At 71.7% G+C, this 17,272-nt stretch carries 17 protein-coding genes; 8 read left to right on the top strand and 9 right to left on the bottom strand.

Annotation, left to right across the window (positions count from 1 at the left end; genetic code table 11):
- Window positions 1-101: 101 nt before the first annotated feature.
- From ACZ418_RS23340 to ACZ418_RS23360, 5 genes are all read right to left on the bottom strand, one after another.
- Window positions 102-1,625, bottom strand: a complete 1,524-nt coding sequence (locus ACZ418_RS23340; RefSeq protein WP_468365950.1) for an MFS transporter — start codon at window positions 1,623-1,625, stop codon at window positions 102-104.
- Window positions 1,622-2,173: a TetR/AcrR family transcriptional regulator gene (locus ACZ418_RS23345; protein ID WP_468365952.1), complete on the bottom strand. Its 552-nt coding sequence runs from the start codon at window positions 2,171-2,173 to the stop codon at window positions 1,622-1,624. The genes ACZ418_RS23340 and ACZ418_RS23345 overlap by 4 nt, the downstream gene beginning before the upstream one ends.
- An 83-nt stretch (window positions 2,174-2,256) precedes the next feature.
- Window positions 2,257-3,228, bottom strand: a complete 972-nt coding sequence (locus ACZ418_RS23350; RefSeq protein WP_468365955.1) for an aldo/keto reductase — start codon at window positions 3,226-3,228, stop codon at window positions 2,257-2,259.
- 198 nt (window positions 3,229-3,426) lie between these two features.
- Window positions 3,427-4,860, bottom strand: a complete 1,434-nt coding sequence (argH, locus tag ACZ418_RS23355; protein WP_468365957.1) for an argininosuccinate lyase — start codon at window positions 4,858-4,860, stop codon at window positions 3,427-3,429.
- A 49-nt stretch (window positions 4,861-4,909) separates the two neighbouring features.
- On the bottom strand, window positions 4,910-6,106 hold the full coding sequence (locus tag ACZ418_RS23360) for an argininosuccinate synthase (RefSeq protein ID WP_468365960.1): 1,197 nt from the start codon (window positions 6,104-6,106) through the stop codon (window positions 4,910-4,912).
- Between the two features lie 170 nt (window positions 6,107-6,276).
- Between ACZ418_RS23360 and ACZ418_RS23365 the strand changes: the two genes are divergently transcribed.
- The 3 genes from ACZ418_RS23365 (at window position 6,277) to ACZ418_RS23375 (ending at window position 8,506) form a co-directional block, all read left to right on the top strand.
- Complete coding sequence (locus ACZ418_RS23365; RefSeq protein WP_468365963.1) at window positions 6,277-7,113, top strand: hypothetical protein; 837 nt, start codon at window positions 6,277-6,279, stop codon at window positions 7,111-7,113.
- A 97-nt stretch (window positions 7,114-7,210) separates the two neighbouring features.
- Window positions 7,211-7,798 carry a pyridoxamine 5'-phosphate oxidase family protein gene (locus ACZ418_RS23370; protein WP_468365965.1) on the top strand — a complete coding sequence of 196 codons (588 nt, stop codon included), beginning with the start codon at window positions 7,211-7,213 and terminating at the stop codon, window positions 7,796-7,798.
- Between the two features lie 3 nt (window positions 7,799-7,801).
- Window positions 7,802-8,506, top strand: a complete 705-nt coding sequence (locus tag ACZ418_RS23375; RefSeq protein WP_468365967.1) for a L,D-transpeptidase family protein — start codon at window positions 7,802-7,804, stop codon at window positions 8,504-8,506.
- Window positions 8,507-8,511: 5 nt separating this feature from the next.
- Here the strand turns inward: ACZ418_RS23375 and ACZ418_RS23380 are convergent, their stop codons facing one another.
- Window positions 8,512-10,002 carry a sensor histidine kinase gene (locus tag ACZ418_RS23380; RefSeq protein WP_468365970.1) on the bottom strand — a complete coding sequence of 497 codons (1,491 nt, stop codon included), beginning with the start codon at window positions 10,000-10,002 and terminating at the stop codon, window positions 8,512-8,514.
- A complete protein-coding gene (locus ACZ418_RS23385; protein WP_468365972.1) occupies window positions 9,999-10,739 on the bottom strand; it encodes a response regulator transcription factor in 741 nt (246 codons plus the stop codon). The genes ACZ418_RS23380 and ACZ418_RS23385 overlap by 4 nt, the downstream gene beginning before the upstream one ends.
- A gap of 209 nt (window positions 10,740-10,948) precedes the next feature.
- Here ACZ418_RS23385 and ACZ418_RS23390 point away from each other — a divergent pair, with 209 nt between their 5' ends.
- The 5 genes from ACZ418_RS23390 to ACZ418_RS23410 all read left to right on the top strand — a co-directional run bounded on the left by ACZ418_RS23390 (window position 10,949) and on the right by ACZ418_RS23410 (window position 15,866).
- Window positions 10,949-12,295: a ferredoxin reductase family protein gene (locus ACZ418_RS23390; protein WP_468365975.1), complete on the top strand. Its 1,347-nt coding sequence runs from the start codon at window positions 10,949-10,951 to the stop codon at window positions 12,293-12,295.
- A gap of 19 nt (window positions 12,296-12,314) precedes the next feature.
- Window positions 12,315-12,800 (top strand): FMN-binding protein, encoded by a 486-nt coding sequence (locus ACZ418_RS23395; RefSeq protein WP_468365978.1) that lies wholly within the window; start codon window positions 12,315-12,317, stop codon window positions 12,798-12,800.
- Between the two features lie 73 nt (window positions 12,801-12,873).
- Window positions 12,874-14,256 (top strand): ferredoxin reductase family protein, encoded by a 1,383-nt coding sequence (locus ACZ418_RS23400; protein WP_468365980.1) that lies wholly within the window; start codon window positions 12,874-12,876, stop codon window positions 14,254-14,256.
- Window positions 14,257-14,272: 16 nt separating this feature from the next.
- A complete protein-coding gene (locus ACZ418_RS23405; protein WP_468365982.1) occupies window positions 14,273-15,070 on the top strand; it encodes an FMN-binding protein in 798 nt (265 codons plus the stop codon).
- Entirely contained in the window at window positions 15,063-15,866 is an 804-nt protein-coding gene (locus ACZ418_RS23410) for an FAD:protein FMN transferase (RefSeq protein WP_468365985.1), read from the top strand. Before ACZ418_RS23405 ends, ACZ418_RS23410 begins: the two co-directional genes overlap by 8 nt.
- Before the next feature lie 31 nt (window positions 15,867-15,897).
- Here ACZ418_RS23410 and ACZ418_RS23415 read toward each other — a convergent pair whose 3' ends face one another.
- Both ACZ418_RS23415 and ACZ418_RS23420 read right to left on the bottom strand, forming a co-directional pair.
- Window positions 15,898-16,662, bottom strand: coding sequence for a hypothetical protein (locus ACZ418_RS23415; protein WP_468365988.1), 765 nt, complete (start codon window positions 16,660-16,662; stop codon window positions 15,898-15,900).
- On the bottom strand, window positions 16,652-17,245 hold the full coding sequence (locus tag ACZ418_RS23420) for an RNA polymerase sigma factor (protein WP_468365990.1): 594 nt from the start codon (window positions 17,243-17,245) through the stop codon (window positions 16,652-16,654). The genes ACZ418_RS23415 and ACZ418_RS23420 overlap by 11 nt, the downstream gene beginning before the upstream one ends.
- Window positions 17,246-17,272 lie beyond the last annotated feature (27 nt).

Consider the following 17,272-nt stretch of genomic DNA (forward strand, 5'->3'; position numbering starts at 1 on the left):
CCGGTTAAGCCGGTTAATCGGGTGCGGGCGCGTGGGGGCTGGTCGCGCCCACGCGGCGGGGCCGCATAGTGACACAGCCCCGCGCCCCTTGCGTACTCACCTCAACCGGCACTTTCCAGCCGCTGCCCCCTCAGGAGGAACCACGCCGCTGCTGCCGTTCCCAGCAGGACTGCCGCTCCCGCGCCCGACGCCAGGTGCAGGCCGTGGAGGAAGCAGTCCCGGGACGCGTTCAGGAGTGCCTCCGCCGTGTGCGGGGGCATGTGTGTTGCCGCCTGCACTGCCGCGCCCAGTGATTCATGGGCCTGGGCCGGGGTGCCGGCCGGGCCGGTGAAGTCGCGGTAGGCGCCCGTGACGATGGAGCCGAGCAGGGCGATGCCCAGGGCCGCGCCCAGTTCGTACGCCGTCTCGGAGACCGCCGAGGCTGCGCCTGCCTCTTCCCTGGGCACGCTGGAGAGGATCACATCGGCGGTGACGGTGAAGGAGAAGCCCGCGCCGATGCCCACGACCAGGAGTGCGGCGCCGAGGACGGGGTAGCCGGTGGACCGGCCGAGGGCCGTGAGCGCGGCCAGGGTCAGGCCGACCGCCGCGAGGCCGCCCGAGACCACGGCGCGGACCGAGAAGCGGCGCGCCGCGCGGCCTGCGACGAGGCCGGCCGCCACCGCGCCGACGGCGGCGGGCAGTTCGGCCAGGCCCGCCTCGAACGGGCGCCTGCCCTGGACGAGTTGCAGGTACTGGGAGAGGAAGAACACCAGGCCGGACATGCCCAGCACGGTCAGCAGGTCGGCGAGGACCGCCCCGCTGAAGCCACGGCGCCTGAACAGCCGCATGTCCAGCAGCGGGGTCGGCATGGTGAGCTGACGGTGGACGAAGCCGTAGAGGGCCGTCGCGCCGAGCAGTGCCGTGCCGAGCACCGGCCAGGTGAACCCGTGCGTGGCGGCCTCCTTGATCGCGTACACGACGCCGATCATGCCGACCAGCGACAGGGCGACGCTGATCAGGTCCCAGGGACCCGGGTTCGGGTTGCGGGACTCGGGCAGCGTGCGGATGCCGACCAGGACCAGGACCGCCATCACCGGCAGGTTGATCAGGAAGACCGAGCCCCACCAGAAGTGCTCCAGGAGGAAACCGCCGGTGATCGGGCCGACGGCCGTGCCGGCGGAGGCGGTCGCGCCCCAGATGCCCACGGCGAGGCTGCGCTCGCGCGGGTCGTGGAAGAGGTTGCGGATCAGGGCGAGGGTGGCGGGCATCAGGGTCGCGCCCGCGACACCGAGCAGCGCCCGCGCCAGGATCATCAACTCCGGCGTGGAGGCGTAGGCGTTGAGGACCGATATCGCGCCGAACGCCGTGGCGCCGCCGAGCAGGATCCGCTTGCGGCCGATGCGGTCGCCGAGGCTGCCCATGGAGACCAGCAGACCGGCGATGACGAAGGAGTAGACGTCGCCGATCCACAGGAGCTGGGTGCCGGAGGGGCCCAGGTCTTCGCTGATGTAGGGGGTCGCCAGGCCGAGGACGGTGGCGTCGACGGCCACCAGCAGCACGGCCAGGACGAGGACGGAGAGCGCGAGCCAGCGGCCCGGGCGCGTCACCGCCTGCGTCGTCGCGGCCGGCTGCAGGGTGCTGGTCATGATTCCTCTCTTCGTAGAGCGCCGCCGAGCAGCAGCTCGGCGACCATCGTCGGGAAGTCCCTGGCGGCCACCCGGCCGTCCAGGGTGGCCCAGGCGCACGAGGCGATCAGGCCGTACAGCGCTTCGGTGAGCCAGACCGGGGTGAGGTCGATGCGGAACTCGCCCGACTGCTGGCCGCGCTGGAACACGGCGCCGATGCGGGTGTCCAGGCGCAGCCATCCGTCGTTCTGCCGCTCGCCCTCCCACAGCTGGCTCTCGCCGTACAGGAAGGCGAGCAGCCCGGCCGCGGGCTGGATCTCGCGCACAAGCCTGCGTACGGCGTCGCTCGCGGGCCCCTCGTCCAGCCGGGCCCGGTCCACGGCCGCCTCGCACTCCTCGATGCCGAGCGCCTCCAGCGCCCGTACGAGGGCATCGCGGCCGGCGAAGTGGCGGTGCAGTGTGGCCCGGCTGATCCCGGCGGCCTTGGCGACCTCGTCCATGGTCGCGGTGGATTTACGGGTCAGCAGGGCGGCCGCGCTGCGCAGCACCTGGTCACGATCGAGAGCCATGAGACAAGAATAGCCCATGTGAGACATCTTCGTCTCACATCGAGCGTACGTGACTCATGGCCGTCGGTCGGAACAGGTGACGGTCAGTGCCAGGGCAGCTGTCCGCGCCGCTCCCAGTAGGCGCGAGGGTCCTCGGCGAGCGTGGCGAGGCGGGTCATCTGGTCCGCGTCGAGGTCGACGGCGGGAGCGTGCAGGTTGGAGACGAGCTGGGTGACCGTCGCGGCACCGGAGAGCACGACGCCGGCCCAGGACTGGCGCAGGATCCAGGCGAGGGCCACCGCGTCGCAGCCGAGGCCGGTTTCCTCGGCGACGGCCCTGAGCAGCTCCGGGGCGTGCGGTGCGGCCAGCCGGCCGTTGGCCATGCCCTCCTTGACGATCACCGTGAGCCCGGCGTCGTGCGCCTCGGCGAGCGCGGGTGCCGCCGAGGTCTCGAACACGTTGTACGTCGACTGGACGGTACGGAAGAGGGGCTCGCCGTCGGCGGTCACCTGGAGGGCGGCGCGGATCGTGTCCGCCTGGGCGGGGCCGCTGGTGGAGAAGCCGATGGTCAGGCCCTGGGCGGCGGCCTCGGCGAGCCGGGCGTGGAGGTCCTTGTCGGTGAGGGCCGGGCTGTCCGGGGTCACCGAGTGGATCTGGTAGAGGTCGAGCCGGTCGCCGAGCACGGCGTCGGTCTCGGCGCGCTGCCGCTCGTACGCGGCGAGGCTGTGGTCCTTGACCTCGTGCTGTTCGGCGTCGGTGGACCAGCCGGCGGTGTAGGTGTAGCCCCATTTGCTGCCGATGACCACGTCGTCGATGTCGGGGCGGGCGTTCAGCCAGTCCGCGAGGAACTCCTCGGAGCGGCCGTAGGAGCGGGCCACGTCGAAGTAGCGGACGCCTTGGGCATAGGCGGCGTCGAGGAGTTCGTGGGTGCGATTGCGCAGCGCGTCGGCGCTGCGGCTCTCTCCCAGGTCGCGGTCTCGGTCGAGGTTGATGTAGCCGGGGCGGCCGACGGCGGCGAGACCGAGTCCGATGTGGCAGGTGGGGGTGGTGGCGGTGGCGAGGCGGGAGAAGGGCATCGCGGGTTCCGTTCGGTCGGCTCCGGTACGGGTTCCGACCAACGTAACCTGCGATGCCGCTCCGCTTGGGGAGCCGGGGCACCTGAGAGCTCGGGACTTACGGTGCGTCGGCGAGTGCAGGTGCTCTGTGGTTGCTCGCGCCCACGCGGCGGAGCCGCAAATTGACACAGCCCGCGCCCCTTTCAGGGGCGCTGCAGCTCAGCTCTTCTTCTTGGCTTCCGCCCACTCGTGCTGGGCCGCCACGTCCGCCTTCACCTCGGACAGCTGGATCGCGACCGCGCTCGGGGCCGTGCCGCCGCGGCCGTTGCGGGAGGCGAGGGCGCCCGGCACGTTGAGGACCGTACGCACCTGCGGAGTCAGATGCGGGGAGATCTTCGCGAACTGCTCGTCCGTGAGCTCGTCCAGTTCCTTGCCCTCGGCCTCGGCGACCTTGACGCACTCCCCCGCGACCTCGTGGGCCACGCGGAACGGGACGCCCTGCTTGACCAGCCACTCGGCGATGTCGGTGGCGAGCGAGAAACCGGCCGGGGCCAGTTCCTCCATACGCTCGCGGTTGACCGTGAGGGTGGCGATCATCCCGGTGAAGGCGGGGAGCAGGACCTCCAGCTGGTCGCAGGAGTCGAAGACCGGCTCCTTGTCCTCCTGGAGGTCGCGGTTGTAGGCGAGGGGCAGGGCCTTCAACGTCGCCATCAGACCCGTCAGGTTGCCGATCAGGCGGCCGCTCTTGCCGCGCGCCAGCTCCGCGATGTCCGGGTTCTTCTTCTGCGGCATGATCGACGAGCCCGTGGAGAACGCGTCGTGCAGGGTCACGAAGGAGAACTCCTTCGTGTTCCAGATGATGATCTCCTCCGCGATCCGGGAGAGGTTCACGCCGATCATCGCGGTGATGAAGGCGAACTCCGCCACGAAGTCACGGGAGGCCGTGCCGTCGATGGAGTTGCCGACGCTGCCGTGCTCGAAGCCGAGGTCCCGGGCGACCGCCTCGGGGTCCAGGCCGAGGCTGCTGCCCGCGAGGGCGCCTGAGCCGTACGGCGACACCGCCGTGCGCTCGTCCCACTGGCGCAGGCGCTCGGCGTCCCGGGACAGGGACTGGACATGGGCCAGGACGTGGTGGGCGAAGAGCACCGGCTGGGCGTGCTGGAGGTGCGTGCGCCCGGGCATCGCGACGTCCGGGTGAGCCTCGGCGAGGCCGATCAGGGCGTCCTGGAGGTCGGCGATCAGGCCGCCGATGGTGCGGGCGTGGTCGCGCAGGTACATGCGGAAGAGGGTGGCCACCTGGTCGTTCCGGGAGCGGCCCGCGCGCAGCTTGCCGCCCAGGTCCGGGCCGAGGCGCTCCAGCAGGCCGCGCTCCAGGGCAGTGTGCACGTCCTCGTCGGCGATGGTGCCCACGAAGGCGCCGGAGGCCACGTCGGCCTCCAGCTGGTCCAGCCCGGCGATCATGCGCTGCAGCTCGTCCTCGGTGAGGAGGCCGGCCTTGTGCAGCACGCGCGCGTGGGCACGCGAACCGGCGATGTCGTAGGGCGCGAGCCGCCAGTCGAAGTGGACGGACGCGGACAGCTTCGCCAGGGCCTCGGCGGGACCGTCGGCGAAACGGCCGCCCCAGAGCCGTACGTCACCGCTGTTGCTGCTCACTTGCGCTGCTCCTAGGGAAGTGGGTCGGTTACGCGAGGTGTGCGTCAGGCTATGCCTGCAGATCGCGCCGGGCGGCGATCTTCGAGGACAGGCTGTAGATGTCGATGAAGCCCTTGGCCGCGGACTGGTCGAAGGTGTCGCCCGTGTCGTACGTCGCCAGGTTGAAGTCGTACAGGGACTCGGCCGAGCGGCGGCCCGTGACGACCGCGCGGCCGCCGTGCAGGGTCATCCGGATGTCGCCGGTCACATGCTGGTTGGCCTCGTCGATGAAGCCGTCCAGGGCACGCTTGAGCGGGGAGAACCACTGGCCGTCGTAGACGAGTTCGCCCCAGCGCTGCTCGACCTGCCGCTTGTAGCGGGCGAGTTCGCGCTCGACGGTGACGTTCTCCAGCTCCTGGTGGGCGGTGATCAGGGCGATCGCGCCGGGAGCCTCGTACACCTCGCGGGACTTGATGCCGACGAGGCGGTCCTCGACCATGTCGATCCGGCCGATGCCCTGGGCGCCGGCGCGCTCGTTGAGCTGCTGGATGGCCTGGAGGACGGTGACGGGCTTGCCGTCGACGGCGACCGGGACGCCCGCCTCGAAGGTGATGATCACCTCGTCGGCCTCGCGGGGCTGTGCGGGGTCGGCGGTGTACTCGTAGATGTCCTCGATCGGGGAGTTCCAGATGTCCTCCAGGAAGCCCGTCTCGACCGCGCGCCCGAAGACGTTCTGGTCGATGGAGTACGGGGACTTCTTGGTGGTGGCGATCGGGAGCTGCTTGGCCTCGCAGAAGGCGATGGCCTTGTCCCGGGTCATCGCGTAGTCGCGGACCGGGGCGATGCACTTCAGGTCGGGGGCGAGGGCGGCGATGCCGGCCTCGAAGCGGACCTGGTCGTTGCCCTTGCCGGTGCAGCCGTGGGCGACGGTCGTGGCGCCGTGCTTCCTGGCGGCGGCGACCAGGTGCTTGACGATCGTCGGCCGGGAGAGGGCGGAGACCAGCGGGTAGCGGTCCATGTAGAGGGCGTTGGCCTTGATCGCCGGGAGGCAGTAGGCGTCGGCGAACTCGTCCTTGGCGTCGGCCACTTCGGCCTCGACGGCACCGCAGGCGAGGGCGCGCTTGCGGATGACGTCCAGGTCCTCACCGCCCTGGCCGACGTCCACCGCGACGGCGATGACCTCGGCGCCCGTCTCCTCGGCGATCCAGCCGATGGCGACGGAGGTGTCCAGACCGCCCGAATAGGCGAGTACGACGCGCTCGGTCACGGGTTTCTCCTCACACTGCACTTGCTGTCATGCATGAGTATGCAGAGCGATGCATGATTCGTCAATCGCGGGAGGATTTGAACAGGGGAAATCGCTTTCCCGTACTCCTCTGCGAACGCGGGCGCCGCGTTGGTAACTCAGGACACATCCCGACCGAGTGAGGCATTCCTATGTCCAGGGCTCTTCCGAAGTACAACAAGCGACGCGTGGCGCTCATCGGCAGTGCGGCCGCGGTGGTGCTCTCCGGCGCGGTGATCGCCACATCGGCGCTGGCCGGGACGCCGGCGAAGAGCGACAGCGCCGCGAACGCCCGCACCCTCGCGAGCCCCGGCACGATCACCTGCCCCGACGTCGCCTCGAAGTTGCCGGCTGTTCCGGCCTCCGCCAAGGCCGAGGTCGACCGCAACCTGGCCCTGCTCCAGACCCAGATCCAGGAAGCCAACAAGCGTTTGCAAACCACCGTCGGCCAAGGCGGACCCAACTTCGTCAACAACGCCATCCTCGGACCCCTCGAGGACAAGCGCGTCTCCACCATCGACCGCATCGCCATCGCCATCGGCCGCACGTCGGCCAGACCGCAGGGTCTGGACTCGCTGGCCGCCTGCACCCTGAACGCGAGCGGGAGCGCGGCCACCGGTGCCGCCGCGCCGAGCACGGCCGCGACCCGGCAGTCCGGCACCGGTGCGAGTACGGCAGCCGGCGGCAGCACCGCAGCAGGCGCCATCACCTGCCCGGACGTCGCCGCCAAGCTCCCGGCCGTCCCCGCCTCCGCCAAGGCCGAGGTCGACCGCAACCTGGCCCTGCTCCAGACCCAGATCCAGGAAGCCAACAAGCGTTTGCAAACCACCGTCGGCCAAGGCGGACCCAACTTCGTCAACAACGCCATCCTCGGACCCCTCAAGGACAAGCGCGTCTCCACCATCGACCGCATCGCCATCGCCATCGGCCGCACGTCGGCCAGACCGCAGGGTCTGGACTCGCTGGCCGCCTGCACGCTCGTCAAGTGACGTGACAGGCCGCCGTGGCCGGCCCGACGAGCGCCGGCCGGGGCGGCCACGGCAATTCCTTAGACAGCCGAACGAGTTCCGCCGATAATCGCTGGACATGGGAAAGACCTATGAGCGCATCGACGGCAGGCTCCGTACGTTCATCGAGGAGCAACCCCTCTTCTTCACCGCGACCGCCCCGCTGTCCGGCGACGGCACGGTCAACCTCTCCCCCAAGGGCCTCAAGGGCTCCTTCGCCGTGCTCGACGAACTGACCGTGGCCTACCTGGACTTCGCCGGGTCCAACGCCGAGACCATCGCGCACCTCAGGGAGAACGGCCGGATCACCCTGATGTGGTGCGCCTTCCAGGACCCGCCGAACATCGTGCGGGTGCACGGCCGGGGCGAGCCGGTCTTCCGGGACGACCCGCGCTTCAAGGAGCTCCTCACCCACTTCCCCGGCATCGACCCGAACCTGCACGGACTGCGCGCGGTCATCGTCGTACACGCGGAACTGGTCCGGGACTCCTGCGGGTACGCCGTCCCCTACATGGCGTACGAAGACGACCGTGAGCTGCACGGGAAGCGTTTCGCGCGGGAGGACGACGCCTCGCTGAGCGCGTACTTCGAGAAGAAGGAGCACATCGCGACGAGCCTGGACGGACTACCCGGGCTGCCGTTGCCGCTTCCGCCGTCTACCGTCTGAGCCATGCGCCCCGGTGTCGTGCTCGCCCTCGTGTCCGCCTCCTCGCTCGCCCTGCTCGGCCTCACACCGGGTCCCGGATCCGAGCCGTTGCCCGCGCAGCTGGCGGACACCGGCGAAGGCAGCCAGCTGATCATCGCTCGGGCACCGGGCACCGGCTCGACATCGGGGACGCTCACCTGGTGGGACCTGAAGGACGGGCAGTGGGTGCAGGCCGGTTCGGCACCGGCGCGCTTCGGGGCGAACGGGCTGGTGGAGGGGGCCGCGCGGCGGCAGGGCACGAACACGACACCGACCGGCTTGTACGGCCTTCCCTTCGGTTTCGGGATCAAGGCGGCGCCGAGCGGGACGCGTGTCGAGTACCGGGCGGTGAAGGAGAGTTCCTGGTGGTGCCAGGACAACAACTCGGCGGCGTACAACCGTTGGGTGGATCCGTTGCCCGCCGACTGCCGCGGCTCCGAGTCCGAGCACCTCATCGCCTACTCGACCCAGTACGCGTACGGCCTCGTCATCGGGTTCAACTACGACCAGCCCGTACGGGGGCGCGGGGCCGGGATCTTCCTCCATGTGAACGGGCGGGCGGCGACGGCCGGGTGCGTGTCGGTGCCGCAGGACGCGATGCAGCGGATCCTCCAGTGGGCGGAGCCGGAGCAGAAGCCGCACATGGCCATCGGGACGGAGGACGGACCCACTGCCGTCACCCGGTACTGAAGGGCTCAGCTCGCCGGAAGCCGCACCGTGAACGTCGTGGATCCCGGTCTGCTCTCCAGCCCCACACTCCCCCCGTGCGCCTCCACCACCGCCGCCACGATCGACAGGCCGAGGCCCGCCCCGGAGCCGGAGGCGCCGGTGGGGCGGCGGTGTTCGGCTCGGGTGAAGCGTTCGAAGACGCCCGGCTGGACGTCCTCGGGGACGCCGGGGCCGTCGTCGCGGACGGAGAGGGCGGCCGAGCCGGCGTCGGCTTCCAGGGCGACCGTCACCTTCGTGCCAACGGGTGTGTGCAAACGTGCGTTGGCCAACAGGTTGGCCACCACCTGGTGGAGGCGGTGGGCGTCGCCCGGGATCGTCACCGGGTCCTCGGGGAGGTCCAGGGTCCAGCGGTGGCCGGGGCCGGCGGCGCGGGCGTCGGTGACCGCGTCCAGGACCAGGTGGGTCAGGTCCACCGGGCGGCTCTCGAGCGGGCGGCCCGCGTCCAGGCGGGCCAGCAGGAGCAGGTCGTCCACCATCTCGCCCATGCGGGCCGACTCGGCCTTGATGCGCTGCAGGGCACGGGTGACCTCGGGCGGCACCGGGCCCGGGTGGAGGAGGGCCAGTTCGGCGTGGCCGCGGACCGAGGCGACCGGGGTGCGCAGCTCATGGCTGGCGTCGGCGGCGAAGCGGCGCAGCCGCTCCTCGCTGGCGTGCCGTTTGGTCAGGGCGTCCTCGACGTGCCGGAGCATGCGGTTGAACGCGGCTGCCACCCGGCCGACCTCGCTGCGCGGGTCGCTGTCCGGGGCGCGTGGCGGCAGCGCCACCTCACCGCTGGCCAGGGGCAGCTCGCTGACCCGGGTGGCGGTCGCGGCGACCCGGCTCAGCGGGCGCAACGACCAGCGGACCCACAGCGCCCCGGCGACCCCGGCGACGGTCAGGGCCAGGCCGAACACGACCACCGCGACCAGTTCGAGGCGGGTGACCGCGGCCCGTACCGGCTCCGTCGGCAGGCCCGTCACCAGGATGTCGCCGTCCCTGCCCCGCCACGCCATCAGGCGGTAGTCGTGCAGGTGCGACAGGCACACGGTGTGGCCCCGGCCGTCCACCGGCAGCCTGGCCAGGGCCGCGCGGTCCGCGGCGGTCAGGGTGATGTCGGGGTTCTGACGCGCGCTGGCGGGGACCACCGCCGCGTTGGTGACCCGGCCGTTCAGCAGGCGGGCGCCGAACGTCTCGGCGGCCTGGCGGCGGGTGTCGCCGCGCTCGTCGCCGTCGCGGTCCGAGGGCTTCGAGGGCTGGTAGGTGCCGTGCTCCAGGCTCTGTGGGAAGGCCGGTCCGGCCTGCAGGATCTGCTGGTCGAGCCGGCGGGTGAGAAAGCCGTTCAGCTCGACGACGGCGGCCACCCCGACCGCGGCGCAGCTGATCGCGAGCAGCACCACCAGGCCGGCGGTCAGCCGGGCGCGCAGGGTGCGGGGCCGGGGCAGCCGGGCCAGGCCACCGCGCAGGCGGAGGCGGCTCACCTGGCCACCGGTTTCAGGACATAACCCGCCCCGCGCACGGTATGGATCATGGGCTCGCGGCCCGCGTCGACCTTCTTGCGCAGGTAGGAGATGTAGAGCTCCACGACATGGGCGCGGCCGCCGAAGTCGTAGGACCACACCCGGTCGAGGATCTGCGCCTTGCTGAGCACACGGCGCGGGTTGCGCATGAGGAAGCGGAGGAGTTCGAACTCGGTGGGTGAGAGTTCGATCAGTTCGCCGGCCCGGGTGACCTCGCGGGCCTCCTCGTCCATCACCAGGTCGCCGACCGTCAGCCGCGGTCCCTCCTCCTGCTGGCGAGCCATCCCGGCACGGCGCAGCAGGCCGCGCAGCCGGGCCACGACCTCCTCCAGGCTGAAGGGCTTGGTGACATAGTCGTCGCCGCCCGCGGTGATGCCCGCGATCCGGTCCTCGACCGCGTCCCGTGCCGTGAGGAAGAGCACACAGACGTCCGGCTTCACCTCGTGCAGCCGGCGCAGCACCGTGAAGCCGTCGGTGTCCGGGAGCATCACGTCCAGGACGACGGCGTCGGGCAGCAGTTCGCGCGCTCCGGCGACAGCAGCGGCGCCGTCACCGGCCGCGCGCACCTCCCAACCCTCGTAGCGCAGGGCGCCGGTGAGCACCTCCGCGAGGTCGGGGTCGTCGTCGACGACGAGGACGCGCAGCGGGGTGCCGTCGGGTCGGGTGAGGGCCGGGCGGCCGGAACGGGTGGTGTTCATCGCGCTCCCAGCATCACCCCTGTGGCGGTGTGGTCGGTACCGCCTCCCCTCTGAGTTTTCTCTGAGAGCGCCCACCCGTCCGCTGAACGCCGGATGAGAACAGCCTCTGAGTCTGCTCTCAAAAGGCCTGGTCAGGGGCGCGCTGAGAGGTATCTCAGAACTTTCCGCCGCACAGTGGCCCGGTACGACGGACGAAGGGACGGCGACTGATGACCACCGTGGATGTGCGGCGGGCGGCCCCGCCCGCGACCGCACGGCGCTCCCCCGCGGGGCCCGTGCTGGCCGTGCTGTGGGCCGGGGCGGCGGCCGTGGTCGCGCTCTGGTGGGCGGACACCGGGTCCGTGGTCGGTACGGCCGGCTGGCTGACCGGTGCCGGCCGGATCGCCGGGCTGCTGTGCGGGTACGCCTGCGCGGTGCTGGTCGGTCTGATGGCGCGGGTGCCACTGCTGGAGACGCGGATCGGCTCGGACCGGGTGGCGCGCTGGCACGCGATGGCCGGCCGGTACACGGTCTGTCTGCTCGTCGCCCACATCGCGCTGATCCTCACCGGGTACGCCGCCCAGGACCGGGCCCCGCTGTGGCACGAGGCGGTGACCGTCGTCCTGGACTACCCGGACATGCTCAAGGCCACCGCCGGCACGGTGATCCTCTTCGCGGTCGGCATCACCTCGGCCCGGGCGGTGCGCCGCCGCACCAGCCACGAGTTCTGGTACTACGTCCACCTGCTGACGTACGCGGCCGTCTTCCTGGCCTTCTTCCACCAGCTGACGCTGGGGAACGAGTTCAACGGCAAGCCGGTGGCGACCGCCGTCTGGTACGCGCTCTACCTGGGCGTCGCGGCGCTGGTGCTGTGGTTCCGGATCCTCGCCCCGGTCCGCCTCAACCGGCGCCACCAGCTGCGTGTCGACTCGGTCCACCTGGAGGCCCCGGGTGTGTACTCGGTCGTCGTACGCGGTCGCCACCTGGACGAGCTGGGGGCGCGACCGGGGCAGTTCTTCCGCTGGCGGTTCCTCGGCGAGGGCCTGCGCTGGACGTCGACGCCGTACTCCCTGTCGGCGCCGCCGCGCCCGGATCTGCTGCGCATCACCGTCAAGGCGCTCGGTGACCACAGCGCGGCCGTCGCCCTGCTGCGGCCCGGCACCCGGGTGTGGGCGGAGGGCCCGTACGGCTCGCTGACCGCCGACCGGGCCACCAGCCACCACTCCCTGCTGATCGCGGCCGGCGTCGGCGTCACCCCGCTGCGCGCGCTGTTCGAGACGCTGCCCGGTGAGGTCACCCTGCTGTACCGGGCGCGCCGTGCCGAGGACCTGGCGCTCGGCGCTGAGCTGGAGGCGATCGCCCGGTGGCGCGGCGCCCAGGTGCGGTACGCGCTGAACGGTCCCGAGGGCGAGCGCCCGGCCATCACGGCGCAGTCGCTGACCGCGGCCTTCCCGGGCCTCGCCGACCACGACGTCTACATCTGCGGGCCGCACGGCTTCGCGCAGGACGTGTACGAGGCGCTGCGCGCGGCCGGGGTGCCGGACCGCCGTATCCACCACGAGTCCTTCGAGCTGTGAGAGCTGAGAGGCAGATCACGTGCATGCGCTGAAGAAGAACCGCCCGCTCCGCCGGATCGTGCTGGCCAGTGCCGCCACGGTCTCCGGGATGGTGCTGCTGCTGTCGCTGAAGCCGCACGCCAGTCCCGTGCTGGCCACGGCCGGCACCAAGTCGCCCACGGTGTCGAGCAGTTCGGCGCCGTCGAGAGGATCGAGCGGATCGAGCGGCTCCGCCTCGGGTACGAAGGTCGGCAAGACCGTCACCGGGGACACCGTCCAGACCCGCTGGGGTCCGGTCCAGGTGCGGGTGACGATCAAGAGCGGAAAGCTGACGGACGTGACGGCCGTGCAGTACCCGCAGGACAACCCGCGCGACCAGGAGATCAACAGCTACGCCCTGCCCCAGCTGCGGCGGGAGGCGCTGGCCGCGCAGAGCGCGGACATCGACATGGTGTCGGGCGCCACGTACACCAGCACCGGCTACAAGCAGTCCCTGCAGTCCGCGCTGGACTCGGCGGGACTGTGAGGCGGGGCCGCTGAACACCCGGCGCATGCGGCACGTATCTGTGGGCCAAGGGTCAAGTCCCCACGGAGGAACCGTGACCACCACGCTCGCAGGCGGACGTGCCGCCCGCCGCCAGACGATGCGCCGCATCCGCCCGCGCCGCTCCCCGGCCGTACCGCTGCTGCTCGCCGTCTGGGCGGGCGCGGCGGCCGTGCTGTGGCTCTGGTGGCACAACACGCCGTCCATCGCCGACGACAACGGCAAGATCCTCAACGCGGGCCGCATCACGGGCCTGTTGGCCGGCTATCTGATGGCGCTGGTCGTGCTCCAGATGGCGCGCGTGCCGGCGCTGGAGCGGCGGGTCGGCTCGGACCGGGTGGCCCGCTGGCACGCGATGAGCGGCCGCTACACGCTCTGCCTGATCGTGGCGCACGTCTTCCTCACCATGTGGGGGTACGCGCTGCAGGCGGGCAAGTCGCTCGGCGACATCGTCCAGCAGACCATCGACTCCATCAACCAGCTGCCCGACATGGGCAAGGCCGCCATCGGCATGGGCCTGTTCGTGCTCATCGGCCTGACCTCGATCGGCCCGGTCCGCCGCCGGATGCCGTACGACACCTGGTACCACGTGCACCTGATGACGTACGCGGCGGTGTTCCTGACCTTCTGGCACCAGATCACCACCGGCAACGACTTCGCGGTCGAGCCGGCCGCCAAGACCTTCTGGTACGGCCTGTACGGCGCGGTCACCGCGCTCGTGCTCTGGTACCGGATCCTCACCCCGATCCGGCTGAACCTCCGGCACCGGATGCGTGTGGAGGCGGTCATCGAGGAGACCCCGGGCGTCGTGTCGGTGCTGATCGGCGGGCGGAGACTGCACCGGATGGGCGCGGAGGCGGGCCAGTTCTTCCGCTGGCGCTTCCTCGCTCCGGGCATGCGGTTCAGCTCGCATCCGTACTCGCTGTCGGCGGCGCCCCGCCCGGACATGCTGCGGATCACGGTGAAGGCGATCGGCGACCACAGCGCGCGGCTGCGCGAGCTGACGCCCGGCACCCGGGTGTGGGCCGAGGGCCCGTACGGCGCGCTCACCGCGCAGCGCCGCAGCCAGGGCAAGGTACTGCTGGTCGCGGGCGGCGTCGGCATCACCCCGATGCGGGCGCTGTTCGAGACGCTGCCCGGGGCGGCCGGTGACATCACCCTGCTCTACCGGGCCAACAGCACCCAGGACCTGGCGCTTTGGGACGAGCTGGCGAAGATCGCCGACGAGCGGGGCGCACGGCTGATGTACGCGGTGAACAGCCCCGACGGGGAACGTCCGGACATCTCCGCGGAGAACCTCCAGCGGAAGATCCCGGACATCGACCGGCACGACGTGTTCATGTGCGGCCCGGCCGGGTTCGCGCAGTCGGTGTACGAGGCACTGCGCGGCGCGGGGGTCCCCGCCCGCCGCATCCATCACGAGTCCTTCGAGATGTGAGCGGGAGCTACGGACAATGAGGAAGAGCCACCCCATTCGACGGGTCGTGCTGGCCACCGCCGCGACCGTGTCCGGTGTCGTGCTGCTGCTGTCACTGAAGCCGGCGTCCGATCCGGCCGCGGCGTCGGCGGCGGGCGCGGCCCCCCAGCAGACGGCGGCGGGGCAGGCGTCTGTGCAGGGCGGTCAGCAGGGCAGCGCCCAGGCCGGCGCCGGTGCCGGCACGGTGACCGGTGACGCGACGCAGACGCAGTACGGGACCGTGCAGGTACGGCTGACCGTCGCGGGCGGCAAGATCACCAAGGCCGAGGCGGTGCAGGCGCCCAAGGGCGGACTCAGCGACCAGAAGACGGCGCTGGCAGTCCCGAAGCTCAACCAGGAGGCCGTCGCGGCGCAGAGCGCGCAGATCGACGCGGTGTCCGGGGCGACGTACACGAGCAACGGCTACAAGAAGTCGCTGCAGTCGGCGCTGGACAGGATGAAGTCGGCCGCGTCCGCCGGCTCCCAGACCTCCGGCTCCTCCGGCTCCTCCGGTGCGGCGCAGGCCCGCACGGTCACCGGGAAGGTCGCGCAGACGCAGTACGGCCCGGTCCAGGTGCGGATCACGGTCAGCGGCGGCAAGATCACCAAGGCGGAGGCCGTCCAGGCGCCCAAGGGCGGACTCAGCGACCAGAAGACGGCGCTGGCAGTCCCCAGGCTCAACCAGGAGGCCGTCACGGCCGGCAACGCGAACATCGACGCCGTCTCCGGCGCCACTTACACCAGCACCGGCTACAAGCAGTCGCTCCAGTCGGCGCTGGACCAGACCGGTGGCTGACACGGTGACCGAGTCGGCCGATGCTCCCGCCGCGGTGCGTCATGCGGAGGAGGTCATGGGGACCGTCTTCTCCTTCGACGTCCGCGGCGGGGAACCCGGTGCGGTGCGCGAGGCGCTGGCCGAAGCCGTCGCCGGTCTGCACCGGGCGGACGCGGTGTTCAGCACCTACCGCGAGGACAGCGAGGTCTCACGGCTGGCCCGGGGTGAGCTGACCGTGGCGGAGTGCGCGCCGGAGGTGGCCGAGGTGCTGGACCTCGCGGCCGAGGCGGAACGGGTGAGCGAGGGCTGGTTCAGCACGCGCTACCGGGGCCCGCTGGATCCCACCGGCATCGTCAAGGGCTGGGCCGCCGAGCGGGCCGCGCGGCTGCTGGCGGGGGTGGCCGGGGTGCGCGGGGTGAGCGTCAACGGAGGCGGGGACGTCCAGCTCCTCGGCACGCCGGAGCCGCAGCGGCCCTGGCGGGTGGGGGTGGCGGATCCGCTTCGGCCGGGTGGCCTGGCGGCGGTGATCTCGGCGGCGGGCGTGGCCGAACTGTCGGTGGCGACCTCGGGCACCGCCGAGCGGGGCGCGCACATCGTGGATCCGCGCACCGGGAAGTCCGCGGTGTCGGACCTGGTGGCGGTGACCGTGGTCGGTCCCCGTCTGACCTGGGTCGACTGCTGGGCCACGGCGGCCTTCGCGATGGGCTCCCGGGCGGGGCTGGCGTGGCTGGAGTCGCTGCCGGACGTGGAGGGGCTGCTGATCACCGCCGGCGACGAGGTGCGGTGCACCGGGGGGCTGGCGGCGCGACTGGGCTGACCGCCGCCGGGAAACCCCGACGGGCCCCGGTTCACTCCAGCGGTTGCACCACGTGCCCCATCTCCAGGTGGGCCGTGGCGAGGAGGGTGCCGCCGGGGGTCGTCAGCCGGGCACCGGAGAGGGTCGAGAGGTCGCCGGGAGCGGCCACGCCCCACTCGCCGTGTCCGGCGATCAGGGGGAAGTCGCCGACCCGTACGGTCGTGCCGTCGAAGTGCTCCAGGAGACAGGTGACCTTGCCGGTGTACGAGCCGTGGGAGCCGGCGGATTCGACGGACACGAAGATCCAGCCGGGGCTCTCGGGGTGGACGTAGACCTCGCCGACCTTGCCGCCGTTCGTGGCCGAGGTCATGTCGCCGACCAGCATGGGCTCGGACTCGGTGGCGGGCGCGGTGGAGGCGACGACCTCCTCGATGGCGGTGCCGATCCCCCAGCCGGCGAAGCCGACGGCGACGGTGAGCGCGGTGGCGACGGCCGCGAGCCGCAGCCGGGCCCGCCGGGCCCGCCCGCGCAGGTCCCGGGACGCACGGCCGGCGGCGCCCGCGGAAGCCTCGGGCGCCGAAGCCTGCTCGGCCAGCCTGCGTGCCACCCGGGTCTCGAACCCGGCCGGCGGCTCGCTGTCCGGCAGCAGACCGATCAGCCGGTCACCGACCAGGGTGAGCTGCCGGACGTACTCCCGGCAGTCCGCGCACCGGTCCAGATGGGCGACCGCCTCGGCGCGTTCCCGGCCGGGGAGCACGCCCAGCGCCAGCTCGGCGCCGATCTCCCGCAGCTTGTCGCAGTTCGCGTCACTGGGCATGGTCGCCTCGCTTCAAAGGCGCGAGTGTGGCGCGCAGCTTCGCCATGGCGGCTCTGATCCGTGTCTTGGCGGTGCCCAGCGGGATGCGCTCCGCGTCGGCGATCTGCTGGGCCGTCATTCCGTAGATGCCGGCCATCACCAGGGCCCTTGCCTGTTCCCGGGGCAGCCGCCCCACGGCGGCCCGCAGCTGGGAGGAGGCCTCGTCGGCCAGCGCCCACTGCTCGGGGGTCTCGGTGACGACGCCGATGAGGGAGTCGAGGTCCTCGGGCGCCATCGGCTCGGTCCGCCGGGCCCGGACGGCGTCGACGGCGAGGTTGTGCGCGATGGTCGTCAGCCAGGTGGCGACCGAGCCACGGCGCGAGTCGTATATCTGGGCGTGCCGCCATGCGCGCTCGAACGTCAACTGGGCGACGTCCTCGGCGAGTTGCTCATCCCCGGTGACGGCCATGGCGACCCCGAAGACCCGGTGCTGGAATCTCCGTACGAAGATCACGGCGAGTTCCGGATCACCGGTGGCCAGCCCGGCCAGCAGGGCTTCGTCCGGGAGGCGGCCCACGGGGAGCCGGAAACCCGACACACCCATGTATACGGCCGACGGCCGCCAGGGGAT

Source organism: Streptomyces sp. NPDC030820, from assembly GCF_055572075.1.

What these genes read in the sequence shown, in the direction of transcription:
- ACZ418_RS23340 (WP_468365950.1), bottom strand. Translation starts at nt 1,625, where the DNA reads ATGACCAGCACCCTGCAGCCGGCCGCGACGACGCAGGCGGTGACGCGC.
- ACZ418_RS23345 (WP_468365952.1), bottom strand. Translation starts at nt 2,173, where the DNA reads ATGGCTCTCGATCGTGACCAGGTGCTGCGCAGCGCGGCCGCCCTGCTG.
- ACZ418_RS23350 (WP_468365955.1), bottom strand. Translation starts at nt 3,228, where the DNA reads ATGCCCTTCTCCCGCCTCGCCACCGCCACCACCCCCACCTGCCACATC.
- ACZ418_RS23365 (WP_468365963.1), top strand. Translation starts at nt 6,277, where the DNA reads ATGTCCAGGGCTCTTCCGAAGTACAACAAGCGACGCGTGGCGCTCATC.
- ACZ418_RS23370 (WP_468365965.1), top strand. Translation starts at nt 7,211, where the DNA reads ATGGGAAAGACCTATGAGCGCATCGACGGCAGGCTCCGTACGTTCATC.
- ACZ418_RS23375 (WP_468365967.1), top strand. Translation starts at nt 7,802, where the DNA reads ATGCGCCCCGGTGTCGTGCTCGCCCTCGTGTCCGCCTCCTCGCTCGCC.
- ACZ418_RS23385 (WP_468365972.1), bottom strand. Translation starts at nt 10,739, where the DNA reads ATGAACACCACCCGTTCCGGCCGCCCGGCCCTCACCCGACCCGACGGC.
- ACZ418_RS23390 (WP_468365975.1), top strand. Translation starts at nt 10,949, where the DNA reads ATGACCACCGTGGATGTGCGGCGGGCGGCCCCGCCCGCGACCGCACGG.
- ACZ418_RS23405 (WP_468365982.1), top strand. Translation starts at nt 14,273, where the DNA reads ATGAGGAAGAGCCACCCCATTCGACGGGTCGTGCTGGCCACCGCCGCG.
- ACZ418_RS23415 (WP_468365988.1), bottom strand. Translation starts at nt 16,662, where the DNA reads ATGCCCAGTGACGCGAACTGCGACAAGCTGCGGGAGATCGGCGCCGAG.
- ACZ418_RS23420 (WP_468365990.1), bottom strand. Translation starts at nt 17,245, where the DNA reads ATGGGTGTGTCGGGTTTCCGGCTCCCCGTGGGCCGCCTCCCGGACGAA.